The organism is Pedobacter ginsenosidimutans (genome assembly GCF_001442625.1).
Lineage (GTDB): Bacteria > Bacteroidota > Bacteroidia > Sphingobacteriales > Sphingobacteriaceae > Pedobacter > Pedobacter ginsenosidimutans.
The window spans coordinates 100481-122550 of record NZ_LMZQ01000020.1 but is presented as its reverse complement, the minus strand read 5'-3'; the positions used below and the strand labels follow the sequence as shown (position 1 = coordinate 122550).

The following is a 22070-nucleotide window of genomic DNA, read 5'->3' as shown; positions in this document are numbered from 1 at the left end:
CAAATAAAATGCCAAATAATAGCTTTAAACTGTTATTTGGCATCTAAAATTGAAAAATGGAAATTGCAAACTATACCGTTCTTCCCGGATATTGTTGTAAGGCTACTTCTAAACAGTCCATAGCTGCGTTTAAATCATCAGTATTTAACACGTAAGCCATACGCACCTCGTTTTTGCCAGAACCTGGGGTAGAGTAGAAGCCCGTTGCAGGTGCCATCATTACCGTTTGGTTATTATGCGTAAAATCTTCTAAAATCCACTGACAGAACTTATCGGCATCATCAATCGGGAATTTTGCTACCACGTAAAATGCACCGCCCGGATTAGGGCAGAAAACGCCTTCGATATTATTTAACCGGTTAACTAAAGTATCACGGCGCAAAGTATATTCGGTATTTACTTTTTCAAAATAACTATCCGGCGTATCTACGGCCGCTGCACCAGCAATTTGTTCAACCATACCCGGGCTTAATCTTGCTTGCGCAAATTTTAATCCCGATGCGATAACTTCTTTATTTTTGGTGATTAAACAACCTAAACGTGCACCACAAGCGCTGTAACGTTTAGAAACCGTATCCATAATCACTACATTTTCATCCAAACCATCTAAATGCATTGGAGAAATAAATTCTCTTCCATCATAACAGAATTCGCGGTAAGCTTCGTCAGAGAATAAAAATAGATCGTATTTGGCACAAAGTGTTTTTAGCGCCTCTAATTCTGCTCTTGAGTATAAATAACCAGTTGGGTTATTGGGGTTACAAATGATGATCGCCTTCGTTTTTTCCGTAATCAGTTTTTCAAATTCGGCAATCGGAGGCAAAGCAAAACCATTTTCAATGTAAGAAAGGATGGGTTTTACCACCACGTTGCTCATGCAGGCAAATCCATTATAATTGGCATAAAAAGGTTCTGGAATGATAATTTCATCACCCTCGTTTACGCAGGTTTGCATGGCAATGGTAATGGCCTCAGAACCACCAACCGTTACCAATATATTTTCGGGTGTAATGTTGTAACCCAGTTTATTGTAGTATTCGGTAAGTTTTAAGCGGTATGCAAGTGTTCCTTCTGATGGTGTATAGGCCCAAACATTAAAATCAATGTTTTTGATGGCGTTTAACATTCCTTCAGGTGTTTCGATATCTGGTTGACCAATATTTAAATGGAAAACTTTTTTACCATCTTTTTTAGCTTGATCTGCAAACGGAGTTAATTTTCTGATTGGCGATGCAGGCATCTGCACACCTTTTTGTGAAATTTTTGGCATGGCACAAAAATAAAAAAGTCCCGATGAAAATCGGGACTTTTTAAATATTATCGTTTAAATAATTATTTCGAAGCTGCGGCAACCGTTTCACCTTTAATGTAAAGCACTTTAATTGGTGTTTTAGCATTTGAAGTAATGGTTACGGCTTTCGAAAAAGTTGATGGACCGGCAGCAGCGTTAAACGTTACCGAAATGACACCGGTTTCACCTTTTTTCAATGGGGTAGAAGTGTATTTAGGTACTGTACATCCACAACTTGCTTCAGCTTTGGTAATAATTAATGGCTCTTCGCCAATGTTGGTGTATTTGAAATCGTAAGTTACTGGTTTGTTTAAAACGATTTTACCGAAATCGTGAGTTTCAGATTCAAATTTAAACTCTGCAGGTTTAGTTTGTGCATTTACAGCAATACCTAAACCTAAAACAAAAGCGAATAATACTAAGATCTTTTTCATGTTATGTGGTTGTAATTTATTTTTTAAATTCTAAAACAAATTTAATGTTTTCATATTAAAACAAAAACTATTCCAAATATATTTTACAAATCCATATATAATTTTACAATCGAGGATAAAGGCAAACTTTTAATTTTGTATATATTTGCCGCAACCAATCTTTGATTACTATGCCGAATGAAAAATTGATGACCAACACTATTGATGCTTCCGAACTCAGTTTTAACGATTTTAAATCTATCGTTATAAACGACTATAAAATAGCCTTTGAAAGTAGGCAGGCCAGTGTTTTAGGCCGTAGAGAAGTATTAACAGGGAAGGCTAAATTTGGCATTTTTGGCGATGGAAAAGAGGTACCCCAGGTGGCTATGGCGAAAGCTTTTAAAAACGGCGATTGGCGCTCGGGCTATTACCGTGATCAAACTTTTGCCTTTGCAACGGGGATTTCTACCATTAAAGAATTTTTTGCACAGCTTTACGCCAATCCAACCGACGGAGCTGATCCGTTTTCTGGCGGTAGGCAAATGAACTGTCATTTTGCAACAAAATCAGTTAATGAAGATGGAAGCTGGAACGATTTAACGCAGATTAAAAACTGTTCATCAGATATTTCTCCTACCGGGGGCCAAATGGCCCGTTTGGTTGGCTTAGCTTATGCTTCTAAATTATTTAGGCAAAATAAGGAACTGGATTACTTAAAGCACTTTTCGGTTAACGGAAATGAAGTTGCTTTTGGTACCATTGGTAATGCATCAACTTCTGAAGGCGTGTTTTTTGAAGCCATTAATGCAGCAGGTGTATTACAGATACCCATGGCCATCTCGATTTGGGATGATGCTTATGGCATTTCAGTTCCGGCAAAATATCAAACTACAAAAGAAGATATTTCTGAAGTTTTAAAAGGTTTTCAGCGTGAGCCTGATCAACCAGGATATGAAATTTATAAAGTAAAGGGCTGGGATTATCCAGCTTTATGCGAGGTGTATGAAAAAGCAATAAATGTTTGTAGAGACGAACATGTACCTGTTTTAATTCACGTTACCGAACTTACTCAACCTCAGGGACACTCTACCTCTGGCTCGCACGAAAGGTATAAATCAAAAGATCGTTTAGCTTGGGAAACCGAACACGACTGCATCCTGAAAATGCGTGCCTGGATGCTCGATTCGGCGGTAGCAACCGAAGAGGAAATTGCAGAGATTGAAAAAGAGGCGAAAGTTTTTGTTCGTAATGCACAAAAAGAAGCTTGGAACGAGTTTTTGGATAGCATTAAACCCGAGCAAAAACAAGTGGTTGATTTAATTGGTGGTGTAGCTAAACATCAACCCGAACTGGCTAGAATTGCTGCAAACCTGGCCTCAACTGCCGATGCACAACGCAGGGAGGTTTTTACTGCCGCACGAAAAGCCATTCGCTTATCGGCTAGTTTTAATTCTCCCGAACGCGATGAACTGTTAACCTGGTATAAACAGCAGGCCAAGTTTAATTACGACCGTTATAATTCTAAACTGCATACTGATGGCAAAGAAAGTCCGGATATGATTGCAGTGGTTAACGCGGCATATGATGAACAATCGAAAATGGTCGACGGTAGGGAGGTGCTTAATGCCTGCTTTAACGAAAATTTTGCCCGCGATCCACGTTTAGTGGCTTTCGGAGAAGATTTAGGAAATATAGGTGATGTAAATCAAGGCTTTGCAGGTTTGCAGGCTAAATATGGTGAGTTGAGGATTACCGATACTGGAATTAGAGAAATGACCATTATGGGCCAGGGTATTGGTTTGGCCATGAGGGGTTTAAAACCGATTGCCGAAATACAGTATCTTGATTATTTAATTTTTGCACTAAATGTACTCAGCGACGATTTAGCATCGCTATCTTACCGAACCAAAGGGATTCAAAAAGCACCTGTTATTGTGCGTACCCGTGGCCATCGATTGGAAGGAATCTGGCATTCAGGTTCCCCGATCAGCATGATTTTAGGCGCTTTAAGGGGAATGCATTTATGTGTGCCAAGAAATATGACTCAAGCTGCCGGCATGTACAACACCCTTTTTAGGGCTGATGAACCTGCTGTGGTAATTGAGTGTTTAAATGGTTACCGACTCAAAGAAAAACTACCCAGTAATGTTGGCGATTTTACGGTTCCATTAGGCAAAGCAGAGGTTTTAGAAGAAGGAACGGATATTACCGTAGTATCTTACGGATCTTCGTTAAGAATTGTTCAGGAAGCGGCAGAAGAATTGAGCTTATTGGGCATTTCTGTAGAAATTATAGATCCACAAACTTTATTACCTTTTGATACTACTCGGGTTTGTGTAAACTCCCTTGCCAAAACCAATAAATTACTGGTGGTAGATGAAGATGTTCCCGGAGGTGCATCTGCATATATCCTGCAAAAGGTACTCGAAGAACAAAAAGGTTATTTCCATTTAGATGGTCAGCCGAAAACATTATCGGCTAAAGCACACCGTCCGCCATTTGGATCTGATGGTGATTATTTCAGTAAACCATCGGTTGACGATGTCATTGAAACCATTTACCAGATGATGCACGATGCAAATCCAACTAAATACCCCGCATTTTTTTAATAATGTAATTGCTGGGGCATAAGATTTAACCATCTGAATAATTTAAAGGGTTTACAAATCAGTTTCTTATTTTGTTTATGTTTAAATGATTTAGATTTTGATAAAAAGGTGAAAAACTGGTTACCTATTGATCAGTTTTTTAATTACTTTTATAAACCAAACCTATTTTGTTATTTCAGTATGTTTTATCTCAATCCGGATATGAAACGCTGTCATTTTCAAGATTTTTTATGCTCATTATCCAGTAGAAACAAATCATTGGTTTGATCTGAAAATGAAGCGCTATCTTGTAAATGCTGAGTTCGTTAGTAAAACGTGTTTTTCTAAAAAAGGCATGCTGTTTCTCTTTTTCTCATTTTTATGCACGGCTAGTTTTAGTCAGGTGAGTGCGCCGCAGAAAAAACTGGATAGCCTTTTAAGTTTAAATCAAAAGAATTTAAAAACAGATTCCACCAAAATCAAAATATTGACGGAAGTTTACCGCCAATACATGAGGATGAAAAATGTAGATAAAGCGGAAGAATATGTGGATAAAACCATTCAGCTTTCGCATGAGAAAAATCTAAAAAAATTCTCTGCAATGGCTTATTACCGTAGGGGTTTAATGTATCACGGTAGGTCTAATTATCAAAAGGCAGAAGAGAACTATCACAATGCAGTTGCCGAATTTTCTTCAGTAGGTAATTTAGATATGGTTGCGGGAACTTACCTCAATTTAGGGGCTTTATATGGCAGTATTCCAGATTATGTGAAATCATTAGAAGTTAACCAAAAGGCTATAGCTATCTACGAGAAAATGGGCAACGAAACCGATATGGCCAGTTGTTATACCAATATTTCTACTATTTACCAAAGTTTGGGTAATCAGAGTCAGGCCTTGGTTTATATGAACATGGCGCTAAAAGTATTTGCTAAAGAAGGCGAAAATACAAGAGGCGTAGCCGTTGTTTATGGCTTGATCGGCACCAATTATTTCGAGGCTTCAGATCGCGAATTAAGGGAGATGAATGTACTGCCTAACCAGAAAATTAAACTGGCCTTAGCGTATTACAATAAATCATTGCTGGTATCAGAAGCCATCGGAGATATAGGTTTAATAGCCACTGTTAAACGAGATCTTGCCAACTTATACAGTTCAATAGGACAAAAGGATGCAGCGTTAAAGTCGTATCAAAAATCAGTTGAGTTAAATAAGGCGGGAGATGATAAAGAAGCCTATGCCTCAAGTTTATATGCACTGGGAAACTTTTATCAAAAAGAAAATGATTTTGAAAACGCCATCCTATTACTCAATAATAGTTTAAAAATTGCCGAAGAAAACAGCTTGTTGGATATAGAAAAACAATCTAGTTTAGGGTTGAGTACGGTGTATGAAAAACAAAATGACTATAACAAATCGTTAGCCTACTACAGGCAGTATATTGCCGCTAGAGATAAAATTTTCGACCAGGAAAAAGAAAAGGAAATTACCCGAAGGCAGATGCAGCTCGATTTTGGTGTTAAGGAACGCGATTATTTATTGAAGCAAAAACTTACAGAAGGTGAGTTAAAAAGACAGCAGCAGGAACTTGAGCTAAAAAGGCAACAATTAGTGTTGAGTGATAAAGAAAAAGCATTGGATCTCCTAACTTTTCAAAAGGCAAAAGCTGATCTCGATATTCAGCGCTTGGCTCAGGATAGTAAATTTGCAAATGCCAAATTTGAGGCAAAGTTAGCTGCCGGGATAAAGGATAAGCAGATTAGTAAACAGGTACAACAGATTAAATTTGATGAACGTGTAAAATTATTCCTCACCATAGCCACCACATTGATTCTGATTATTGCCGTTGTTATATTTTTTAATCAGCGGAAAACAACGAGACTGAATATAATTATCAATAACCAAAAACGGGAGTTAGAACAGTTAAGTAAGGTTAAAGACCGTATTTTTAGTGTGGTAAGCCACGATATGCGCACCCCTGTAAATTCATTAATCTCCTTTATGCAGCTGTTAGAAGGGGGGGATATTGAACAAGAGAAATTAAACAGATATGCTGCGGCACTAAAAAACAACCTCACCTATACCTCTACAATGATGGAGAATCTCCTTAATTGGGCGGCCAGCCAGATGCAGGGTTTCAACCCTTATTTAGAATCGTTGGATATTCATGAGCTGATTAATGAAGTTATTCTTTCTTTGCGGGATAACGCCAACGAAAAAAGCTTAACTATTCAGAATTTAGTGCCAGCCAAAACATTTTGCAAAGCAGATTCGAATATGTTCATGCTGGTTATTCGAAACATCATCAGCAATGCCATTAAATTTACGCCTAATGGTGGTACAATCACAACTAGTGCCGCTCATAACGGAAATGTGCTGGAGATTAAAATTTCAGATACAGGGATCGGTTTAACACCTGTACAGGTCGAACATTTTAATAAGCCAGGTTATCTAGGCGCGGGTGTGAGTACATTAGGCACCAATAAAGAAAAAGGTACAGGTTTAGGTTTATTGCTCTGCAGAACCTTTATTAGCTTGATGGATGGTAAAATTAGTGCCGATATTAATCCTACAGGCGGAAGTTATTTTAAAATAATCCTGAAGAAATAAATTATTTTAAAAATCTCGACAGAATTTTCTTGTCAATTGATTTTTCCAATAATTCCTGCCTGTTAGAAGCACTTATCGGAACCAGAAAGTTATGATCTAAATGAACCTCATGATTGGTTAAGGTTACAATATGGTTTATATTAATGATGTACTGTTTGTGTACCCTTGAGAAAATTTTCGAAGGCAGTTGTTTTTCTAGGTTTTTTAGGCTCACTAAAATAACATGTTTATCGATACTGGTAAACAGCTTTGAAAAATCGCCCATACTTTCAATATAAATTACATCGTTATATTTCAGCTTGGTTATGCCTTTAGTCTCCCTAAAAAAGAAATAATCGTCGTCTTTTTTATCGTCGTTGTTTAAGTTTTCGACAGGAAGTTTATTTACTTGTTTCCTTAACTCAATATACTCGATGGCTTTATTGGTGGCTTTTAATATGCGTTCGAATGTTGCGGGCTTAACAATGAAATCCAGAGCATCGAGATTAAAGCTTTCTGCTGCATATTCACTAAATGAAGTAATAAATATAAATAACGGTTGTTTTTTAAGGCTCTTTAATAAATCCACACCGGAAAGCTCTGGCATATCAATATCGGAATAAACAATATCCACTGAAGTGGCTGATAAAATTTGTGAAGCTTCTATACCGTTACTACAGACAGCGATAATATTTAATGATGGGATTTTTTTTAGATGCATTTCTATGGCATCTCTTTCAATTTCATTATCATCAACAATTAAACAGCTGTACGTCATTTAGGAATGGGTTATGTAATTTAGTTAGAGAACACGTATTTTTACTTAATGTTTGTAATTTACGTTAAAATGTGGATTATAATACAATCCAGGTATCATTTTGTAGATAAACGTAACATTAACTTTTATTTCTGGTGTTTCTTCTCTCCGGTATATAATTTCTCGCCAACTTTTATAGACAATTGCAGGTCGTTTTCTTCTGGAGGGACTGGGCAACGGTATCCGTCGCTATAGGCACAGTAAGGATTGTAGGCTTTGTTAAAATCAATTTCGATGTGATTAGCTACAATTTCTTTTGCATCCAGGTCAATGTACCTGCCACCGCCATAAGTTTCCTTATTGTTAGTTTCATCAGTAAAGGGCAGAAAGAGATGATCTTTATAAACCGGGTTGGTTGATAAAGAAACACTTCTATATAAAGTCATTTGGATTTTTTTGCCATTAAGAACGAAGTTTACATGAGCATATTTATAGTAATCGCTGCTAGAGCCATTAAAAGTAGGCATTTTGAAAACTTTTTCATTCTTCAGTATTTCTACATCAGCCAAAATTTTATAAGCACTGTCTGCCTCATAAAAATGAAGGTTTTGCAGGTCGTTTTTCTTGAGTGGTGAGCGTTCATCTTTAATGAAATCCTGTTTATAGGTTTCACGATGTTTTGCGATCTGATCAGCATAACTTTGTGCAAAGCTATTCATGCTGATCAATAGAAATAAGAAGGTGATGATTCTCATTAACGGAAATTAAATAATACTTGCTTTGTTTCTTAAAAACTGATCGGCTAAAACCAGTGCAGCCATGGCCTCAACAATTACTACTGCTCTGGGTACTACACAAGGATCATGACGGCCCTTACCTTTAATCTCTGAAACTTCTCCAGCAGCATTGATGGTTTGCTGGTTATGCATAATGGTTGCAACAGGCTTAAAAGCTACTTTGAAGGTAATATCCATCCCGTTAGAAATGCCGCCCAAAATACCACCGGCATAATTGGTTGTGGTTTTAAAAACTTTCGAATCGGCTGCTTTTGGCTGTGGAATATCGTTGTGTTGCGATCCTCTTAATTCACTTCCGGCAAAACCAGAACCATATTCGAAACCATGAACAGCATTAATACTGAGCATAGCTTTACCTAAATCGGCATGTAATTTATCAAAAACAGGCTCACCTAAGCCCGCGGGACAGCCTCTTACTACGCAACCTATTTTTCCCCCAACGGTATCGCCATCTTTACGAACGGCATCGATAAACTCAACCATTTCGTGTGCAGTTGCAGGATCAGCGCAACGCACAATATTCTCTTCTCTAATTTGCAATAAAGCTGATAAATCATTGCTTTCCAAATTAGGGGCTTCTATTGTACCTACTGAAGTTACATGTGCAAAAATTTCAATACCCTGTTGCTTTAAAAACAGCTTGGCAATTGCACCAGCTGCTACACGGGCAGCAGTTTCTCGGGCAGAAGAGCGACCTCCGCCGCGGTGATCGCGGATACCATATTTTGCATCATAAACATAATCGGCATGGCTGGGACGGTAAACATCAACATTATGACCGTAATCTTTTGAACGTTGATCTTCGTTCGGGATTAAAAGTGCAATTGGCGTACCTGTACTTTTTCCTTCAAATACACCCGATAAAATCTGAACGGTATCGCTTTCTTTTCTTTGAGTAGTGATTTTGGATTGACCCGGTTTACGTTTATCAAGTTCTGATTGGATAAAGTCCATATCGATATCCAATTGCGCCGGACAGCCATCAATAATTACCCCAATGGCTACGCCATGAGATTCGCCAAAGGTTGTGATGCGAAATAGTTGTCCGAATGAGTTGCCTGCCATATTTGTTTAGATGTGAGAAGCTAGATATGAGATTTGAGTAGTATTCTGTTTATCATATCTGAACTTCATTGTTTTTAGATGTTAGATTATTATTGTTGTTTTATTTCTTGAGTCTCACTGCTAGTGCCTCAAATCTCATATCTCAAATCTCGTGTCTCATATCTCTCTCACCTCAAATCCCGCTTTTTTCAAATCTTCCCAATAATGCGGATAAGATTTTTCTACTACCTGCATTTCTTCAATTTCAACTTCGTTGATCAACAGCGCAAGAGGAGCAAAAGCCATTGCCATACGGTGGTCCTCGTAAGTTGCAAAAGTAACTTTTTCCGGAAAATGAAGGTTGTCTGTATTTAAAGTATAAACCAGATTATCTTCTGTAAAAGTAACGCCTATTTTAGCCAATTCGTTCTGAAGAGCTGCAATACGGTCTGTTTCTTTGATTTTTAAAGTCTCTAAGCCTGTAAAGGCCATGTTTTTGCCTAGTGCAGCTGCAATAACTACAATGGTTTGTGCTAAATCCGGACAGGTTTTTAAGTCTAGAACTTCTTTTGTATCTAAAGAAAGCCCTAAGTTGCTAATGGCAATCCCATTATTGGTTTTACTGGTAGCAATGCCAAAAATCTTCATGATATTTTTGATCTGGCTATCGCCCTGTAAACTTTTGTCTTTTAAAGCAGGTAAGCTAATTTCTGCATCATCAGCTAAGGCTGCAATGCTATACCAATACGATGCTGCGCTCCAGTCGGGCTCTACTACCAAAGTACCAGGTTTAAATACCTGTGGTTTGATGGAAATTGAATTTCCGTTCCAGGAATGTGCAATGCCAACTTCAGCCAACATATCTAAAGTCATATCTACATATGGTTTAGAGGTAAGCTCGCCTTCAATTTCTAAAGTTAAACCCTGAGGTAGGATAGGGGCAATCATCAGTAATGCCGAAATATATTGACTGCTGATATCACCTTTTATTTTAACTTCAGCAGTTTTTTGATTTAAAGGGCCAACAATATTCAATGGAGGGAAACCTTCTGCTTCTGCATAAGAAATATCAGCGCCGATGGTTTTTAAAGCCTCTGCCAAGATACCAATGGGGCGCTGTTTCATCCGTTCGGTTCCGGTAAGTAAGAAATTGCCGTTTTTAGCCGAAAGATAAGCCGATAAGAAACGCATAGCGGTTCCTGCAGGGCCAACGTCAACTGTTTTTGATTCCTGGATTTCTACTTCTAATTCTTCTTCAAGATTATTAAGGATGCCATTTAAGGTTACCGTATCGGCAGCATTGGAAAGGTTTTCAACTTTAACCAGTTTTTTGCTTAAAGCGCTAATAATTAAAGCCCTGTTGCATTCGCTTTTCGAGCCTGTTAATTGGATTTCCGTATTAATATTCTTGGCTCCTTTAAAAGAAACTAAGGCGTTTTTCGACATTTTATTCTGTTTTTATTCTTAAATGTAAGTGTCAGATGTAAACACCTGACACCACATTATATTTGTTTTTATATCATATTGAGTTAGTCGAAAACTATCGTAAGTCCTTCGACAGGCTCAGGATGACATCGCTATTAGAGGTTGCATTAAGCTTTACTCTTTTCAGTGTTAAGCTTGATTAAGCGTTTCGGTTTTACCCTCCACCCTAAACCTTTAAACCCTCCATCTTTATTATGCTTTAACCTCAGTATGTTGCTCAGCAGCAATGCCTTGTTCAGCTTTGCCAGCGTTCATGATTTCAGTTTGCTTACGGATTGATTCACCGTGCATCAATTCTAAGAATTTCTCAGTAAAGTTTAAGTCTAATTTTAAAGCTTTTGCAAAAGCATGACCTTTTTTAATGATGGCATCCCAACGGTTAACCTGTAGAATAGTTACCTGGTTATCGCGTTTAAACTCACCAATTTTCTCTACAATAGCCATACGCTCACCTAATTTCTGTAATAAGATATCATCAATTTTATCGATTGATTTACGTAGGTCGGCTAATTTATCTGCGAAAGCCTCATTTGGTGCTTCTGGTTCACGAACAGTTAAACGGTCAACCAATTCAGCTAAAGCAGCAGGAGTAACTTGTTGTTTAGCATCTGTCCAGGCAACTGAAGGATCTACGTGAGATTCGATCATCAAGCCTTGCATATCTAAATCTAATGCTTTTTGAGAAATGTAAGGGATCAACTCACGGTTACCGCAAATATGACTTGGATCGTTGATGATCGGTAATTCAGGACAAAGTGTTTTTAATTGGATAGCAAGTTCCCACATTGGTTCGTTACGGAAAGAACTTTTCTCGAATGATGAGAAACCGCGGTGAATAGCACCGATTTTAGTAATTCCTGCGCCATTGATACGCTCAATTGCACCGATCCATAGCTGTAAATCTGGGTTAACCGGATTTTTGATCAATACCGGAACATCATGGCCTTTTAAAGCATCAGCAATTTCCTGAACAGTGAATGGATTTACAGTAGAACGTGCACCAATCCAAAGGATATCTACACCAGCTGCTAAAGCCTCTTCAACGTGTTTTGCATTCGCAACCTCTACAGCCGTTGGTAAACCAGTTTCTGCTTTGGCACGTTTTAACCACTCTAAACCAATACTTCCGATACCTTCAAATTCTCCCGGACGGGTACGTGGTTTCCAGATACCAGCTCTCAATACCGATACTTTGCCGGTAGCAGCCAATAAGTGTGCTGTAGTTAATAATTGTTCTTCAGTTTCTGCGCTACAAGGACCAGAAATGATTAATGGTTCGTTGTTTACGTTTAACCAGGTGTTTAATGGTTGGATGTTTAAATTAAGTTTCATGATGATGGGGGTGTTTAAAATCCGTAGTCCTTAGTCGGAAGTCCGGAGTTATATTTTAATTATTTTATATTATTAGTTGAATGTTCTGTTATTTGCCTTCGGACTCCTGCCTTTGGACTCCCGATCTTTATACTTTATCGTTCTTCTGGTACTCTCCCAGGATATTAAAGTTCGATGTATATTTTAATGCCTTTCTAATGGCCTTATCATATTTTTCTGTAATTGGCCATTCTAAGTCGACGTAAAAATAATACTCATTTCTTTTACCTAAAACCGGCATAGATTGTATTTTTGTTAAGCTTACATCCTGTTCGGCGAAAATATTTAACACAGTTGCCAATGAGCCTGCCTTGTGTCCAACCTGAAAACAGATTGATGCTTTGTTTATTTTCTTTCCTTCGTCTGTTTTATCTTTTTTAAGGATCAGAAAACGGGTATAGTTTTTTTTGTTCGATTCTACACGGCGTTCTAAAATATTTAAGCCGTAAAGTTCAGCAGCTAAACTGTTTGCAATGGCCATGGTATCCGTTAATTGCTCTTCCTGGATACGTTTTGCGCAAGCAGCGGTGTCGTTACTCTCCACGATTTTAATGTGTGGATAATCGTAAAAGAAATCGATACACTGGCGGATGGCGATAGGGTGTGAAGTAACCACTTTAATATCTTCAAATTTTACGCCTGGTAGGGCCATCAAGTGCAGTTGGATAGGTAAGTAAACCTCGCCTACAACCGAGAAACCAAAATCTCTGATCAGTGTGTAGTTTGGTAATAAGCTGCCTGCAATAGAGTTTTCGATAGCCATTACTACGAAATCGGCATCGTTTTTCTCTAGCTTGTCGCAGGTTTCTTTAAAAGAATTACACTCAACAGTTTCAATGTCTTTACCAAAGAATTTGTAGGCGGCCTCCTCGTGGAAAGATGCTTTAATACCCTGAATTGCTACTCGTTTTGTCGTTTCCATTTTTGCGTTAAAACAAAAAAGTCCCGGCTGTTTGCCGGGACTTTTTTATACATTTTAATATTGTTATATATCTTTTTGCATATTAGCCCCGGCTCTCACTAAAATAGTAAAAGTAACCAAAGTAATATGTGTTGAAATTTTTCATGTTTTTTTGTTGAGCCAAATGTAGTAACAAAATTTAATTTGTCAATAGGAAATTGAAAATATTTTTAATAAAATTTAATTTTGTTTGGTTTGGACTGTTTTTGAAGTGAGTATGTAATGTTTGAGTCGGTTAGATAAAGCTAGTAGAAAAGATTGTTGTAACATGGTTTTTGTGTCAGGTAGTTTATGTAGCATTCGATGATTAATCTCTCATTTTAAATAAATTTCATTTTGAAGGGCAGATTATATCTTGATTAAAAATATTGTTTGGTGAGTCACCAAAAAATGATTGGGTATGAAGATTCCAAAAGAAAAGTCGTCATTGCGAGGAGGAACGACGAAGCAATCTTTCATGCCAGTGATCCTTGCGCTAAAGATTGCTTCGTCGGCTGAAAAAGCCTTCTCGCAATGACGATACTAGAATATGAAAACTTCATCAGTGTTTATCTGTGTGCATCTGTGGTTAAAAAAGTATATGAAATGTTAACAAAAAAAGGTCTGTGGAGACACAGACCTTTAGATTAAACAAATTAATATTTTTTATCCTGTAGAACTTAACTCTCCGCGATCGTTAAGCCCTTTTACTTTGTCCTGTTGCAATGCCTCGTATCTTCTCTGTTCCTCCTCACGTAATTCCTGTTGCATAATTTTAGCAATTTTGGTGCTGCCATCATGGCTCCATCCCGGCGGGTTAAAAATGTATTTCACTTTATCTATGAAAGTTGGTGCTTTTTTAACATCAGCACTCAATGCAATAAACTCATGGAAAATAATGTTAACCGCACCAGTATCTTCAGGTTGAGTGGTTAAACCGTATTTCACCACATCTTCCGGTAACTCCTCCTGAAAAGTGCCAAACCATCTATCCCAAAGAATTAAAACCATACCCATATTTTTGTCTAGGTAACGTACATTGCTGGCATGGTGTACGCGGTGGTGTGATGGTGTTACGAAAATATACCCGTACCACTTTGGAAGCTTAATGTTGTACTGTGTGTGCACCAGGTTGCCGTAAATTTGAGTTACCAGGTAAGCAAAAAGGATATCAACAGCGGTGAAACCCATAAATGCCAAGGGCAAATAAAAGAAAACACGATAGAGTGGCTCGAAAACGGTTGAGCGGAAACCAGTAGTTAAGTTAAAATGTTCAGATGAGTGATGCGTAACGTGCATCGCCCAGAAAAAGCGTACGTAATGGCCAACTGTATGCAAAAACCAATACAGGAAATCTTGTGCTAAAATTAAAACAAACCAATACAGCCAAATATTGGGTATTTGGAACAAACGGAATTGATAACAGTACTGCAGTAGAAAAAAAGTACCTGTTTTTGTTGCTAAATTAATCACAATAGCAGCTGTCATCAGGTAGATATTGGTCCACGTATCGCGTTTGGTATATAATTTTCTGTCGTGCGCATAGCTGAAATACATTTCAACCAAGGTTAAAACGATTACAAAACCAAATAGGCCTACAACAGAAATATCACTTCCGGTAAAATTCATTTTATAAACTATTGTAATAATCTAAACTGCCCAAAATATCGGCGGTACTTACACGGCAGTTAAACGTGCATTTACCTGTTGTTTCTAAAAGTGAAAAGAGAATGTTTCCATCTTCATTTTTTTTATCACTTTGCATCAGTTCTAAAAGTGTATCGAAACTTTCTTTTTTAATATGATATTTAGGATATAAAGACAAAATATATTTACTAATATCTTTCAGTTCCTCCTGAGTTAACGTACTGTTTTTGATCGATAATGCAGCCTCACAAACAAAACCAATGGCAATGGCTTCACCATGTGTTAACGGATTTTCGTCATTTGCCAAAGAATAACCCTCTACAGCATGTCCAATGGTGTGCCCAAAGTTTAAAATCTTCCGCAGGTTTTTTTCGTGCGGATCGATAGTAACCACCTCGTTTTTAATTTCTACTGATCGGTAAATATCTTGTGCCGAAGGGGTTAGATAATTGCTTTCTTTTAATTTTTCGTAATATGGCTTATCATAAATCAAGCCATGTTTAATCATTTCGGCAAAGCCCGATAAAAGCTCGCGCTCTGGTAATGTTTTTAAGAATGCCGTTTCGATAAAAACCATCTGCGGTAAGGTAAAGGTACCTACCATGTTTTTTACATTGTCGATATCGATCCCTGTTTTGCCACCTACCGAAGCATCAACCTGCGATAAAAGGGTAGTAGGTACATTAATGAAATCGATTCCTCTTTTATAGGTAGAGGCAATAAATCCGCCCATATCGGTAATTACACCGCCACCTAAATTAATCATCAAACTTTTGCGGTCTGCTTCAAAATCCAAAAGTGTCTTCCAGATTCCGATACAAAAATCGATGTTTTTGTTTTCTTCACCTGCCGAAGTTTCGATCAGGTCAAATTCAGCATAATCATCTAAAAACGATTGAAATAGGGGCAAGCAGATCTCGCTGGTATGTTCATCAGCAAGTACAAAAACTTTGCTGTATTTGTTACTTTCCAAAAGTGTTTTTAGCGCTGCTAAATTACTTTCGAAATATAGGGTGTGACCTGCACTGGTTAGTGGTTCCATTAAATAACTTCTATTTTGTTTTCGCCAAAAGTAATAATATCGCCAACCCTAACCTTATAACGTTTGCGGAATTCGACCTCGCCGTTAGTTTTTACTAAACCATCTTCTACCACGGTTTGGGCATCACCGCCACTTCCAACCAACCCGCTCGCTTTTAACAGTTGGATTAATGGAATAAATTCGCCTTCTAATTTGAATTGTATCATTTTGTGCAAAAATACGATTATTTGGAGTTTTTTAGTTTTAACAACCAATGCTTTTTATAATTTTGCACCAATCTGACTTATTAATAGATAAAAATGGATTTATCCCCCAACAAACAACCAAATTTCGACAATACGGAAATTGCTTTCCGTCAAAAATCTAACAACGAACTAAAAAAAGCATATTGGCTTTTTAAAATGATTGGGAGTAATTTCCTTACTAAAGTTGGTCCTGCCATTACCAATTTCTTTTTAAATATCGGTTTACCAATCCAAGGGGCAATAAAAGCCACTATATTTCAGCAGTTTTGTGGTGGAGAAACCATTGCAGAGTGTGATAAAGCCATTGCACAATTGGATAAAGGCGGGGTGGGTACCATTTTAGATTATTCGGTTGAAGGCGAAGAAGAGGAGCAGGTTTTTGATGAAACCTGTGCAGAGATTATCCGTACGATTGTTCGTGCTGATGGTGATAGCAAAATTCCGATCACAGTTTTCAAAATTACCGGAATTGGTCGTTTTGCCTTATTGCAGAAACTGGATGCTAAAGAAACCTTAAATGATGCAGAAAAGGCAGAATACGAAAAAGTAAAACTGCGTTGCGAAATGATCTGTAAAACTGCTTTCGATAAAGGTGTGCCGATTATGATCGATGCAGAAGAAACCTGGATCCAGGATACCATTGATGAACTGGCTTTGGATATGATGCGTAAATTTAACCGCGAACGTATTATTGTTTACAATACCTACCAAATGTACCGCCATGATAAACTGGCCGATATGAAAGCCGACCATTTAATTGCCAAAGCTGATGGCTTTATTTTGGGTGTGAAAATGGTTCGTGGTGCTTATATGGAAAAAGAACGTAAACGCGCTACAGAAATGGGTTACCCTTCTCCAATTCAACCGGATAAGGCAGCATCAGACCGTGATTATAACGAATCTTTACGATATTGTGTAGATCATATTGAAGAAATTGCCATAGTTGCAGGAACGCACAATGAAGATAGCAGCAGATTATTGACTTACCTTTTAGAGGAAAAGAATATTAGGCACAATCACCCTCATGTATATTTTGCCCAGTTGTTAGGGATGAGTGATAACTTGAGCTTTAACCTTGCCGATTCGAATTATAATGTAGCAAAATATGTTCCTTACGGGCCGATAAAAGCAGTAATGCCTTATCTGTTCAGAAGAGCACAGGAAAATACTTCAGTTGCCGGGCAAACAGGCCGTGAGTTGGGTTTGATTGGAAGAGAATTGAAAAGAAGGAAACTGTAGTTCAGTTTTCGGCTAATCTTAGAATTGTCATTTCGAGCGGACCCGATAGCTATCGGGTGCAACGCAGTCGTGAAATCTAATCAGATAGATCTCTCTCCCGAAAGTTCGGGACTGCGCTTCATCCGATAGCTATCGGATCGAGATGACGATTTTTCTTCTCGTATCGTCATGCTGACCTGTAACGAAGTGGAAAGCTACGAAGTAAATTTATTTCAGCATCTTATTAATCCATTATTTTTTTGAAAATGAGCATGCAGTAGTGCTTCTGGACATGCAGCCTCGCTTTGCGATATATCTTTTTGGCTGCCCTTCGACTTCGCTCAGGGTTATAGCTAAAAAGGATGCCGCTTCATCAGATAGCTATCGGATCGAGTTTAGGTTGAGCGGTTGTTTTTAATCACACAGAATTATTTCTTTACCACAAAAGATTGTTTCCCGGTTAAGAGGTCGTAGAACAAAATAAAATCGCTTACCAAGCTATAACCCGGATATTGAAAAGTTGCGGGTTTATTTTTTTCGAAAAAGAAATGCCCAACCCATGCAAAGCCGTATCCAAGTACAGGAATAGCCAAAAAGAAATGCCAGTTGTGGAAAAGAAAGCCTGTGAAAAAAGCAAGGCAAACCAGTCCGGTACCGACAAAATGTAAGATACGCGATGTAGTATTGGTATGTTCTGACAAGTAAAAAGGGTAGAACTCTTTTAGCGACTTAAACTTTTTTTCTGACATATACTAATTTACAAAATTCCGTTCTCTTTTAAAAAGGCGCCTAATTGTGCTGGTTTTTCGGTCATTAATAATGCATTTAATCCAACTTTTTTAGCCCCTTCAATGTGTTGTGGACTATCGTCTATAAATAAGGTTTCGGTGGGGTCTAAATTATTGTCTTTTAATACCTGTTCGAAAATATTGGTGTTGGGTTTGCGCAGTTTCATGTGCTGAGAAAAATAGGCTTTCTCAAAATAAGCATCGTAATTATTGATTTCGAAAGTGGTTTTCAGGTAATTGATAATCCAATCGTAATGGATTTCGTTATTGTTGCTTAATAAAAAAGTGCGGTATTTTTCTTTTACCCGAAGCAGTAAATCGTGGTTTTCCTGAATGGTACCGATCAATAAGCTGTTCCAGGCATCATCAATCTGTTTATCGGTTAATTCTGGTTTGCCTGCTGCCTTTCTAATTCCTGCTCTGAATTCGGCAGGAGAAATTGCTCCGGTTTCAAAATCATCAAATAGTTGATTGTGTGCTTTGTGAGCGAAGAAATTTTCTATATCGGTAATACCTAATTTTTGGAAAGATGCCTGAGCGATTCTGAAATCGATATCAAATATTACGTTTCCGTAATCGAAAATAATGTTTTTAATGTTTTGCATGGAAATCCTTTAACATTTGCTGCAAAGATATTATTGCTGATTTAATAGCGGGTAATAAACGGTGTTTTTTTACAATAAAAAACCCGAAACCTATTGTAAGTAAGTTTCGGGCACAATATCTTACGATGCGGCCATTCCCACCCCGATAGGTATCGGGGTGATTGGGAACCACGATTGCTCATCGAAGATAATCTTAATGCTTTAGCGGTATTTTCTATTTGCATTAAGATTCCAGCCCAATGTCATTAAATTAAGGAGAAAACAAAAAACATTGTCATCCTGTCCAAAGGACTCCTATGGAGAGCCTGTCGAAGGACAAATGTTTTTTTGTTTTCGTTACTAAAAGGTCTTCGACAAGCTCAGGCTGACAACAACTGTGCTTAACTCCATGATATTGCATTTTCGCCTTTACGGGAATGACGACAACACCGACTATTTAGGTTCTACTGTTATTGATTGAATAATCGGTCTGTTCTTTTTGTCGCCTGTTTTTAGTTCTTTGAACACAAAATAAATGGAATGGAATTTTCCATCTGAAAGCATGTTGATCGGAATACTTTTTCTAAAGGTAGATTTGCCTATCATAATACCTTTGCTATCATCTAATCTGATCTCGATTTCGCCATCTGATCCAGGATCAAGATTTAAAAATGAAAAACCAAAGCCCGAAATGCCAGTTAAGTCGACATTTTTAATGGCTAACCAGCCATTATCTTTAGTTAAAACAAGTTTTTCTCCACCAAACACATCTTTTCGTTGAAAACCGCCAAAATCTTTGATATCATCCGCATCAATTACATTACTTTTCAGGTTGATCACTTCTGTCGTGGTTAACGGTTTTTTTAATGCTGTACCTCCTGCATCTGTATAAGTTGCCTTTAAAGTTAAAACTGATTTCTTCTTATCTGCGGCAGCTGGTGGAATGATTTTGCCTGCAGTTGGAAGGGATGCTTTAGCCGCTTCTTTATTGCCTAAAGTCATAATCCACTCCGTAATTTTTTTCACTTCAGCTTCTTTCATCGCAGTGTGTGCAGGCATGGGTACTTCTCCCCAAACACCTTGACTGCCGCCAATTACCTTCGAAGCCAGATAATCAACCGCTTTACTATCGTTTTTATATTTTGCTGCAATTTTATTAAATGCAGGACCGATGGAAACAGCAGCCTCTTTGTGGCAAGTGCTACAATCAGATTTTAACATTAGCGTTTTACCCACAAGGGTTTGTGCTGCTTGTTGGTGGCCCAATTCTGCTCCTGCTAAATCCGTTCCTTCGGTATAGGTGTTGGAAATATAAATGCGGCTGTTATTCACTTTAGCACCTTTATCGCTTACTAAAACCTTGTAATCAACTGGTTTATTCGGGAAATAAAAGCTTTTGTTTCCAGCTAAGTCAATAGCTACAGTTGGATGCTCGTTCCCTGCATAAACTGGTACAACCTGGCTTTTTACAGAAGCTTTACTTTTATCAATTACAGTAACACTTACCGGATATTCGCCTGCTTTAGTAAAGGTATATTGTAAACTTGGTGTGTTAGTAGTTTTAGTAATTCCTTTTCCGAGGTTCCAAACGTAAGTCAAAGCATCTCCGTCTGGATCTTTAGCCGTAACAGTTGCGGTTAATTTGTAAGGAAGTAATCCACTTGTTTTAGCAATATTTAAACTTTCAACTGATGGAGGTCGATTTCCTTTTAAATAATCAATCCTCGTAATTGCTGCGTCAGGGTTTTTGGTAAACCAACCTTTACCATACTCCAGAATATATAATTTCCCATCGGGACCCAATTCCATGTCAATAGGAGCAGCTAAAGAAACATTAGACATAAAAGGTTCCATGCTTACATAATCACCCTGTGCATTCATGGTTACGGCTTTAACCCATCCACGTACCCATTCGTAAATAATCAGTTTTCCGTTATAGTAAGCGGGGTAGGGTGAGTTTGCAGTTGCATAATAAACTGGCCCAGCCATTGCGGTGCGGCCACCTGAGCCTACCTGTGGAAATTCTTTCGATTCGCCATACGGATACCAGATATAAGCAGGTTGCGCAGGTGGAAGTTGTTCTAAACCTGTATTGTTTGGCGAATTGTTAATTGGCTTTTCAGGATCAAAAGCATTGCCATTGGCTCCATTGGTATAATCGTAAGCTTTATATGGGTAGTTATTGCCTATAAATAACGGCCAGCCAAAGTTACCAGCCTTTCTTGCCTGGTTTACTTCATCATATCCCCTGGGGCCTCTTAAAGCGTCATCATTAGAAGCATCAGGACCAACTTCCCCCCAATATAAAAAGTTAGTTTTTTGATCTACTGAAATCCGATAAGGATTTCTATCACCCATTACATAAATTTCGGGTTTGGATTTTGGATCATTTTTCGGGAAAAGGTTACCCTCCGGGATGCTGTAAGTGCCATCTTCATTTACCTTGATCCTTAAAATTTTACCTCTCAAATCGTTGGTGTTTCCGGCAGATCTTCTGGCATCGTATTGTTCAAAACCTTTTCTGTTATCAAGCGGCGCATAGCCTTTATTTACGTATTGCTGTTTTGGGGCATCAAAAGGGGTAGAGTTATCTCCAGTAGATACATAAAGTAAATTGTCTGAACCAAAAGCAATAGATCCTCCGGTATGGCAGCAGATTTCGCGCTGAGAATAGAACTCTAAAACGATCTTTTCTGATTCTTTTACAATCTGATCGTTTACCAGCTTAAACCTGGATAATCGGTTTACAGATTTATCAAAAGGGCTATAAAAAAGATAAACATAATTGTTTATGGCAAATTTTGGGTCGGCAGCCATGCCCAATAAACCTTCTTCTGCATTAACATTAGGGGTATTAGTTTTAAAATAAACATCAAGTTTAACAGCTTCTTTAATTTTTTTTGTCTGGTTTTTATAAATCAATACTTCACCTCTGCGCTGTGCTACCAAAATATCCAGGTTAGGGAGGATGGTCATTTCGGTAGGCTCTGTAAATTCTCCTTGCGCAAGCGTCACTTTTATAAAACGGTCTTGATCTGGTGTGTCTATTTTATATTTGGGGAAAAATTCGAAAGCCCTGCTTTCGTAAATGTTTTTGTTTAGTGTTGTTGCCGATATTAATACAAATGCAATGGCAGATAACAGTAGGGTAAAGGTTGTTTTCATTTATTTGATTAAGGTATTTTGAATAAATATAGGATATAGTTTTATAGCCTGAGGTATTGTATCAAAATTTATGCGAATAATGTCAAAACAGAATAACTTATT

At 37.9% G+C, this 22070-nt stretch carries 17 protein-coding genes; 3 read left to right on the top strand and 14 right to left on the bottom strand.

Annotated features, from left to right (window positions below; translation table 11 throughout):
• Positions 1 to 70: 70 nt before the first annotated feature.
• Positions 71 to 1270: a pyridoxal phosphate-dependent aminotransferase gene (locus tag ASU31_RS20255; RefSeq protein WP_057934085.1), complete on the bottom strand. Its 1200-nt coding sequence runs from the start codon at positions 1268 to 1270 to the stop codon at positions 71 to 73.
• 62 nt (positions 1271 to 1332) lie between these two features.
• On the bottom strand, positions 1333 to 1725 hold the full coding sequence (locus ASU31_RS20250; protein ID WP_057934084.1) for a DUF1573 domain-containing protein: 393 nt from the start codon (positions 1723 to 1725) through the stop codon (positions 1333 to 1335).
• 170 nt (positions 1726 to 1895) lie between these two features.
• Between ASU31_RS20250 and ASU31_RS20245 the strand changes: the two genes are divergently transcribed.
• Positions 1896 to 4316, top strand: a complete 2421-nt coding sequence (locus ASU31_RS20245; protein WP_157258149.1) for an alpha-ketoacid dehydrogenase subunit alpha/beta — start codon at positions 1896 to 1898, stop codon at positions 4314 to 4316.
• Positions 4317 to 4650: 334 nt separating this feature from the next.
• Positions 4651 to 6906, top strand: coding sequence for a tetratricopeptide repeat-containing sensor histidine kinase (locus ASU31_RS20240; RefSeq protein WP_167346217.1), 2256 nt, complete (start codon positions 4651 to 4653; stop codon positions 6904 to 6906).
• Between the two features lies 1 nt (position 6907).
• On the opposite strand, the gene ASU31_RS20235 is transcribed toward ASU31_RS20240, so the two are convergent.
• From ASU31_RS20235 to ASU31_RS20195, 9 genes are all read right to left on the bottom strand, one after another.
• Positions 6908 to 7663, bottom strand: coding sequence for a LytR/AlgR family response regulator transcription factor (locus tag ASU31_RS20235; protein ID WP_057934082.1), 756 nt, complete (start codon positions 7661 to 7663; stop codon positions 6908 to 6910).
• Between the two features lie 125 nt (positions 7664 to 7788).
• Positions 7789 to 8397 (bottom strand): DUF1684 domain-containing protein, encoded by a 609-nt coding sequence (locus tag ASU31_RS20230; RefSeq protein WP_057934081.1) that lies wholly within the window; start codon positions 8395 to 8397, stop codon positions 7789 to 7791.
• 9 nt (positions 8398 to 8406) lie between these two features.
• Positions 8407 to 9504 carry a chorismate synthase gene (gene aroC / locus ASU31_RS20225; protein WP_057934080.1) on the bottom strand — a complete coding sequence of 366 codons (1098 nt, stop codon included), beginning with the start codon at positions 9502 to 9504 and terminating at the stop codon, positions 8407 to 8409.
• A 156-nt stretch (positions 9505 to 9660) separates the two neighbouring features.
• Complete coding sequence (gene aroA, locus ASU31_RS20220; RefSeq protein ID WP_057934079.1) at positions 9661 to 10929, bottom strand: 3-phosphoshikimate 1-carboxyvinyltransferase; 1269 nt, start codon at positions 10927 to 10929, stop codon at positions 9661 to 9663.
• Between the two features lie 231 nt (positions 10930 to 11160).
• A complete protein-coding gene (locus tag ASU31_RS20215; RefSeq protein WP_057934078.1) occupies positions 11161 to 12300 on the bottom strand; it encodes a chorismate mutase in 1140 nt (379 codons plus the stop codon).
• Between the two features lie 127 nt (positions 12301 to 12427).
• A complete protein-coding gene (locus ASU31_RS20210) occupies positions 12428 to 13261 on the bottom strand; it encodes a prephenate dehydratase (RefSeq protein WP_057934077.1) in 834 nt (277 codons plus the stop codon).
• Between the two features lie 684 nt (positions 13262 to 13945).
• Positions 13946 to 14908, bottom strand: coding sequence for a sterol desaturase family protein (locus ASU31_RS20205; protein WP_057934076.1), 963 nt, complete (start codon positions 14906 to 14908; stop codon positions 13946 to 13948).
• A gap of 1 nt (position 14909) precedes the next feature.
• Positions 14910 to 15968 (bottom strand): 3-dehydroquinate synthase, encoded by a 1059-nt coding sequence (aroB, locus tag ASU31_RS20200; RefSeq protein WP_057934075.1) that lies wholly within the window; start codon positions 15966 to 15968, stop codon positions 14910 to 14912.
• Entirely contained in the window at positions 15968 to 16174 is a 207-nt protein-coding gene (locus tag ASU31_RS20195; RefSeq protein WP_029275915.1) for an RNA-binding S4 domain-containing protein, read from the bottom strand. The genes aroB and ASU31_RS20195 overlap by 1 nt, the downstream gene beginning before the upstream one ends.
• Before the next feature lie 93 nt (positions 16175 to 16267).
• On the opposite strand from ASU31_RS20195, the gene ASU31_RS20190 reads away from it, so the two are divergent.
• Positions 16268 to 17452 (top strand): proline dehydrogenase family protein, encoded by a 1185-nt coding sequence (locus ASU31_RS20190; RefSeq protein WP_057934074.1) that lies wholly within the window; start codon positions 16268 to 16270, stop codon positions 17450 to 17452.
• Between the two features lie 407 nt (positions 17453 to 17859).
• On the opposite strand, the gene ASU31_RS20185 is transcribed toward ASU31_RS20190, so the two are convergent.
• The 3 genes from ASU31_RS20185 to ASU31_RS20175 form a co-directional block, all read right to left on the bottom strand.
• On the bottom strand, positions 17860 to 18180 hold the full coding sequence (locus tag ASU31_RS20185) for an Mpo1-like protein (protein WP_057934073.1): 321 nt from the start codon (positions 18178 to 18180) through the stop codon (positions 17860 to 17862).
• Between the two features lie 8 nt (positions 18181 to 18188).
• Entirely contained in the window at positions 18189 to 18824 is a 636-nt protein-coding gene (locus ASU31_RS20180) for an HAD family hydrolase (RefSeq protein ID WP_057934072.1), read from the bottom strand.
• A gap of 432 nt (positions 18825 to 19256) precedes the next feature.
• Positions 19257 to 21968 (bottom strand): PQQ-dependent sugar dehydrogenase, encoded by a 2712-nt coding sequence (locus ASU31_RS20175; RefSeq protein ID WP_057934071.1) that lies wholly within the window; start codon positions 21966 to 21968, stop codon positions 19257 to 19259.
• Between the last annotated feature and the right edge of the window lie 102 nt (positions 21969 to 22070).

Excerpts from the sequence above, each read along its gene's own strand:
- ASU31_RS20195 (WP_029275915.1), bottom strand. The coding sequence starts at position 16,174 with ATGATACAATTCAAATTAGAAGGCGAATTTATTCCATTAATCCAACTG.
- ASU31_RS20180 (WP_057934072.1), bottom strand. The coding sequence starts at position 18,824 with ATGCAAAACATTAAAAACATTATTTTCGATTACGGAAACGTAATATTT.
- aroC (WP_057934080.1), bottom strand. The coding sequence starts at position 9,504 with ATGGCAGGCAACTCATTCGGACAACTATTTCGCATCACAACCTTTGGC.
- ASU31_RS20255 (WP_057934085.1), bottom strand. The coding sequence starts at position 1,270 with ATGCCAAAAATTTCACAAAAAGGTGTGCAGATGCCTGCATCGCCAATC.
- ASU31_RS20190 (WP_057934074.1), top strand. The coding sequence starts at position 16,268 with ATGGATTTATCCCCCAACAAACAACCAAATTTCGACAATACGGAAATT.
- ASU31_RS20215 (WP_057934078.1), bottom strand. The coding sequence starts at position 12,300 with ATGAAACTTAATTTAAACATCCAACCATTAAACACCTGGTTAAACGTA.
- aroB (WP_057934075.1), bottom strand. The coding sequence starts at position 15,968 with ATGGAACCACTAACCAGTGCAGGTCACACCCTATATTTCGAAAGTAAT.
- ASU31_RS20205 (WP_057934076.1), bottom strand. The coding sequence starts at position 14,908 with ATGAATTTTACCGGAAGTGATATTTCTGTTGTAGGCCTATTTGGTTTT.
- aroA (WP_057934079.1), bottom strand. The coding sequence starts at position 10,929 with ATGTCGAAAAACGCCTTAGTTTCTTTTAAAGGAGCCAAGAATATTAAT.
- ASU31_RS20240 (WP_167346217.1), top strand. The coding sequence starts at position 4,651 with ATGCTGTTTCTCTTTTTCTCATTTTTATGCACGGCTAGTTTTAGTCAG.
- ASU31_RS20250 (WP_057934084.1), bottom strand. The coding sequence starts at position 1,725 with ATGAAAAAGATCTTAGTATTATTCGCTTTTGTTTTAGGTTTAGGTATT.
- ASU31_RS20245 (WP_157258149.1), top strand. The coding sequence starts at position 1,896 with ATGCCGAATGAAAAATTGATGACCAACACTATTGATGCTTCCGAACTC.
- ASU31_RS20230 (WP_057934081.1), bottom strand. The coding sequence starts at position 8,397 with ATGAGAATCATCACCTTCTTATTTCTATTGATCAGCATGAATAGCTTT.
- ASU31_RS20235 (WP_057934082.1), bottom strand. The coding sequence starts at position 7,663 with ATGACGTACAGCTGTTTAATTGTTGATGATAATGAAATTGAAAGAGAT.
- ASU31_RS20185 (WP_057934073.1), bottom strand. The coding sequence starts at position 18,180 with ATGTCAGAAAAAAAGTTTAAGTCGCTAAAAGAGTTCTACCCTTTTTAC.
- ASU31_RS20175 (WP_057934071.1), bottom strand. The coding sequence starts at position 21,968 with ATGAAAACAACCTTTACCCTACTGTTATCTGCCATTGCATTTGTATTA.
- ASU31_RS20210 (WP_057934077.1), bottom strand. The coding sequence starts at position 13,261 with ATGGAAACGACAAAACGAGTAGCAATTCAGGGTATTAAAGCATCTTTC.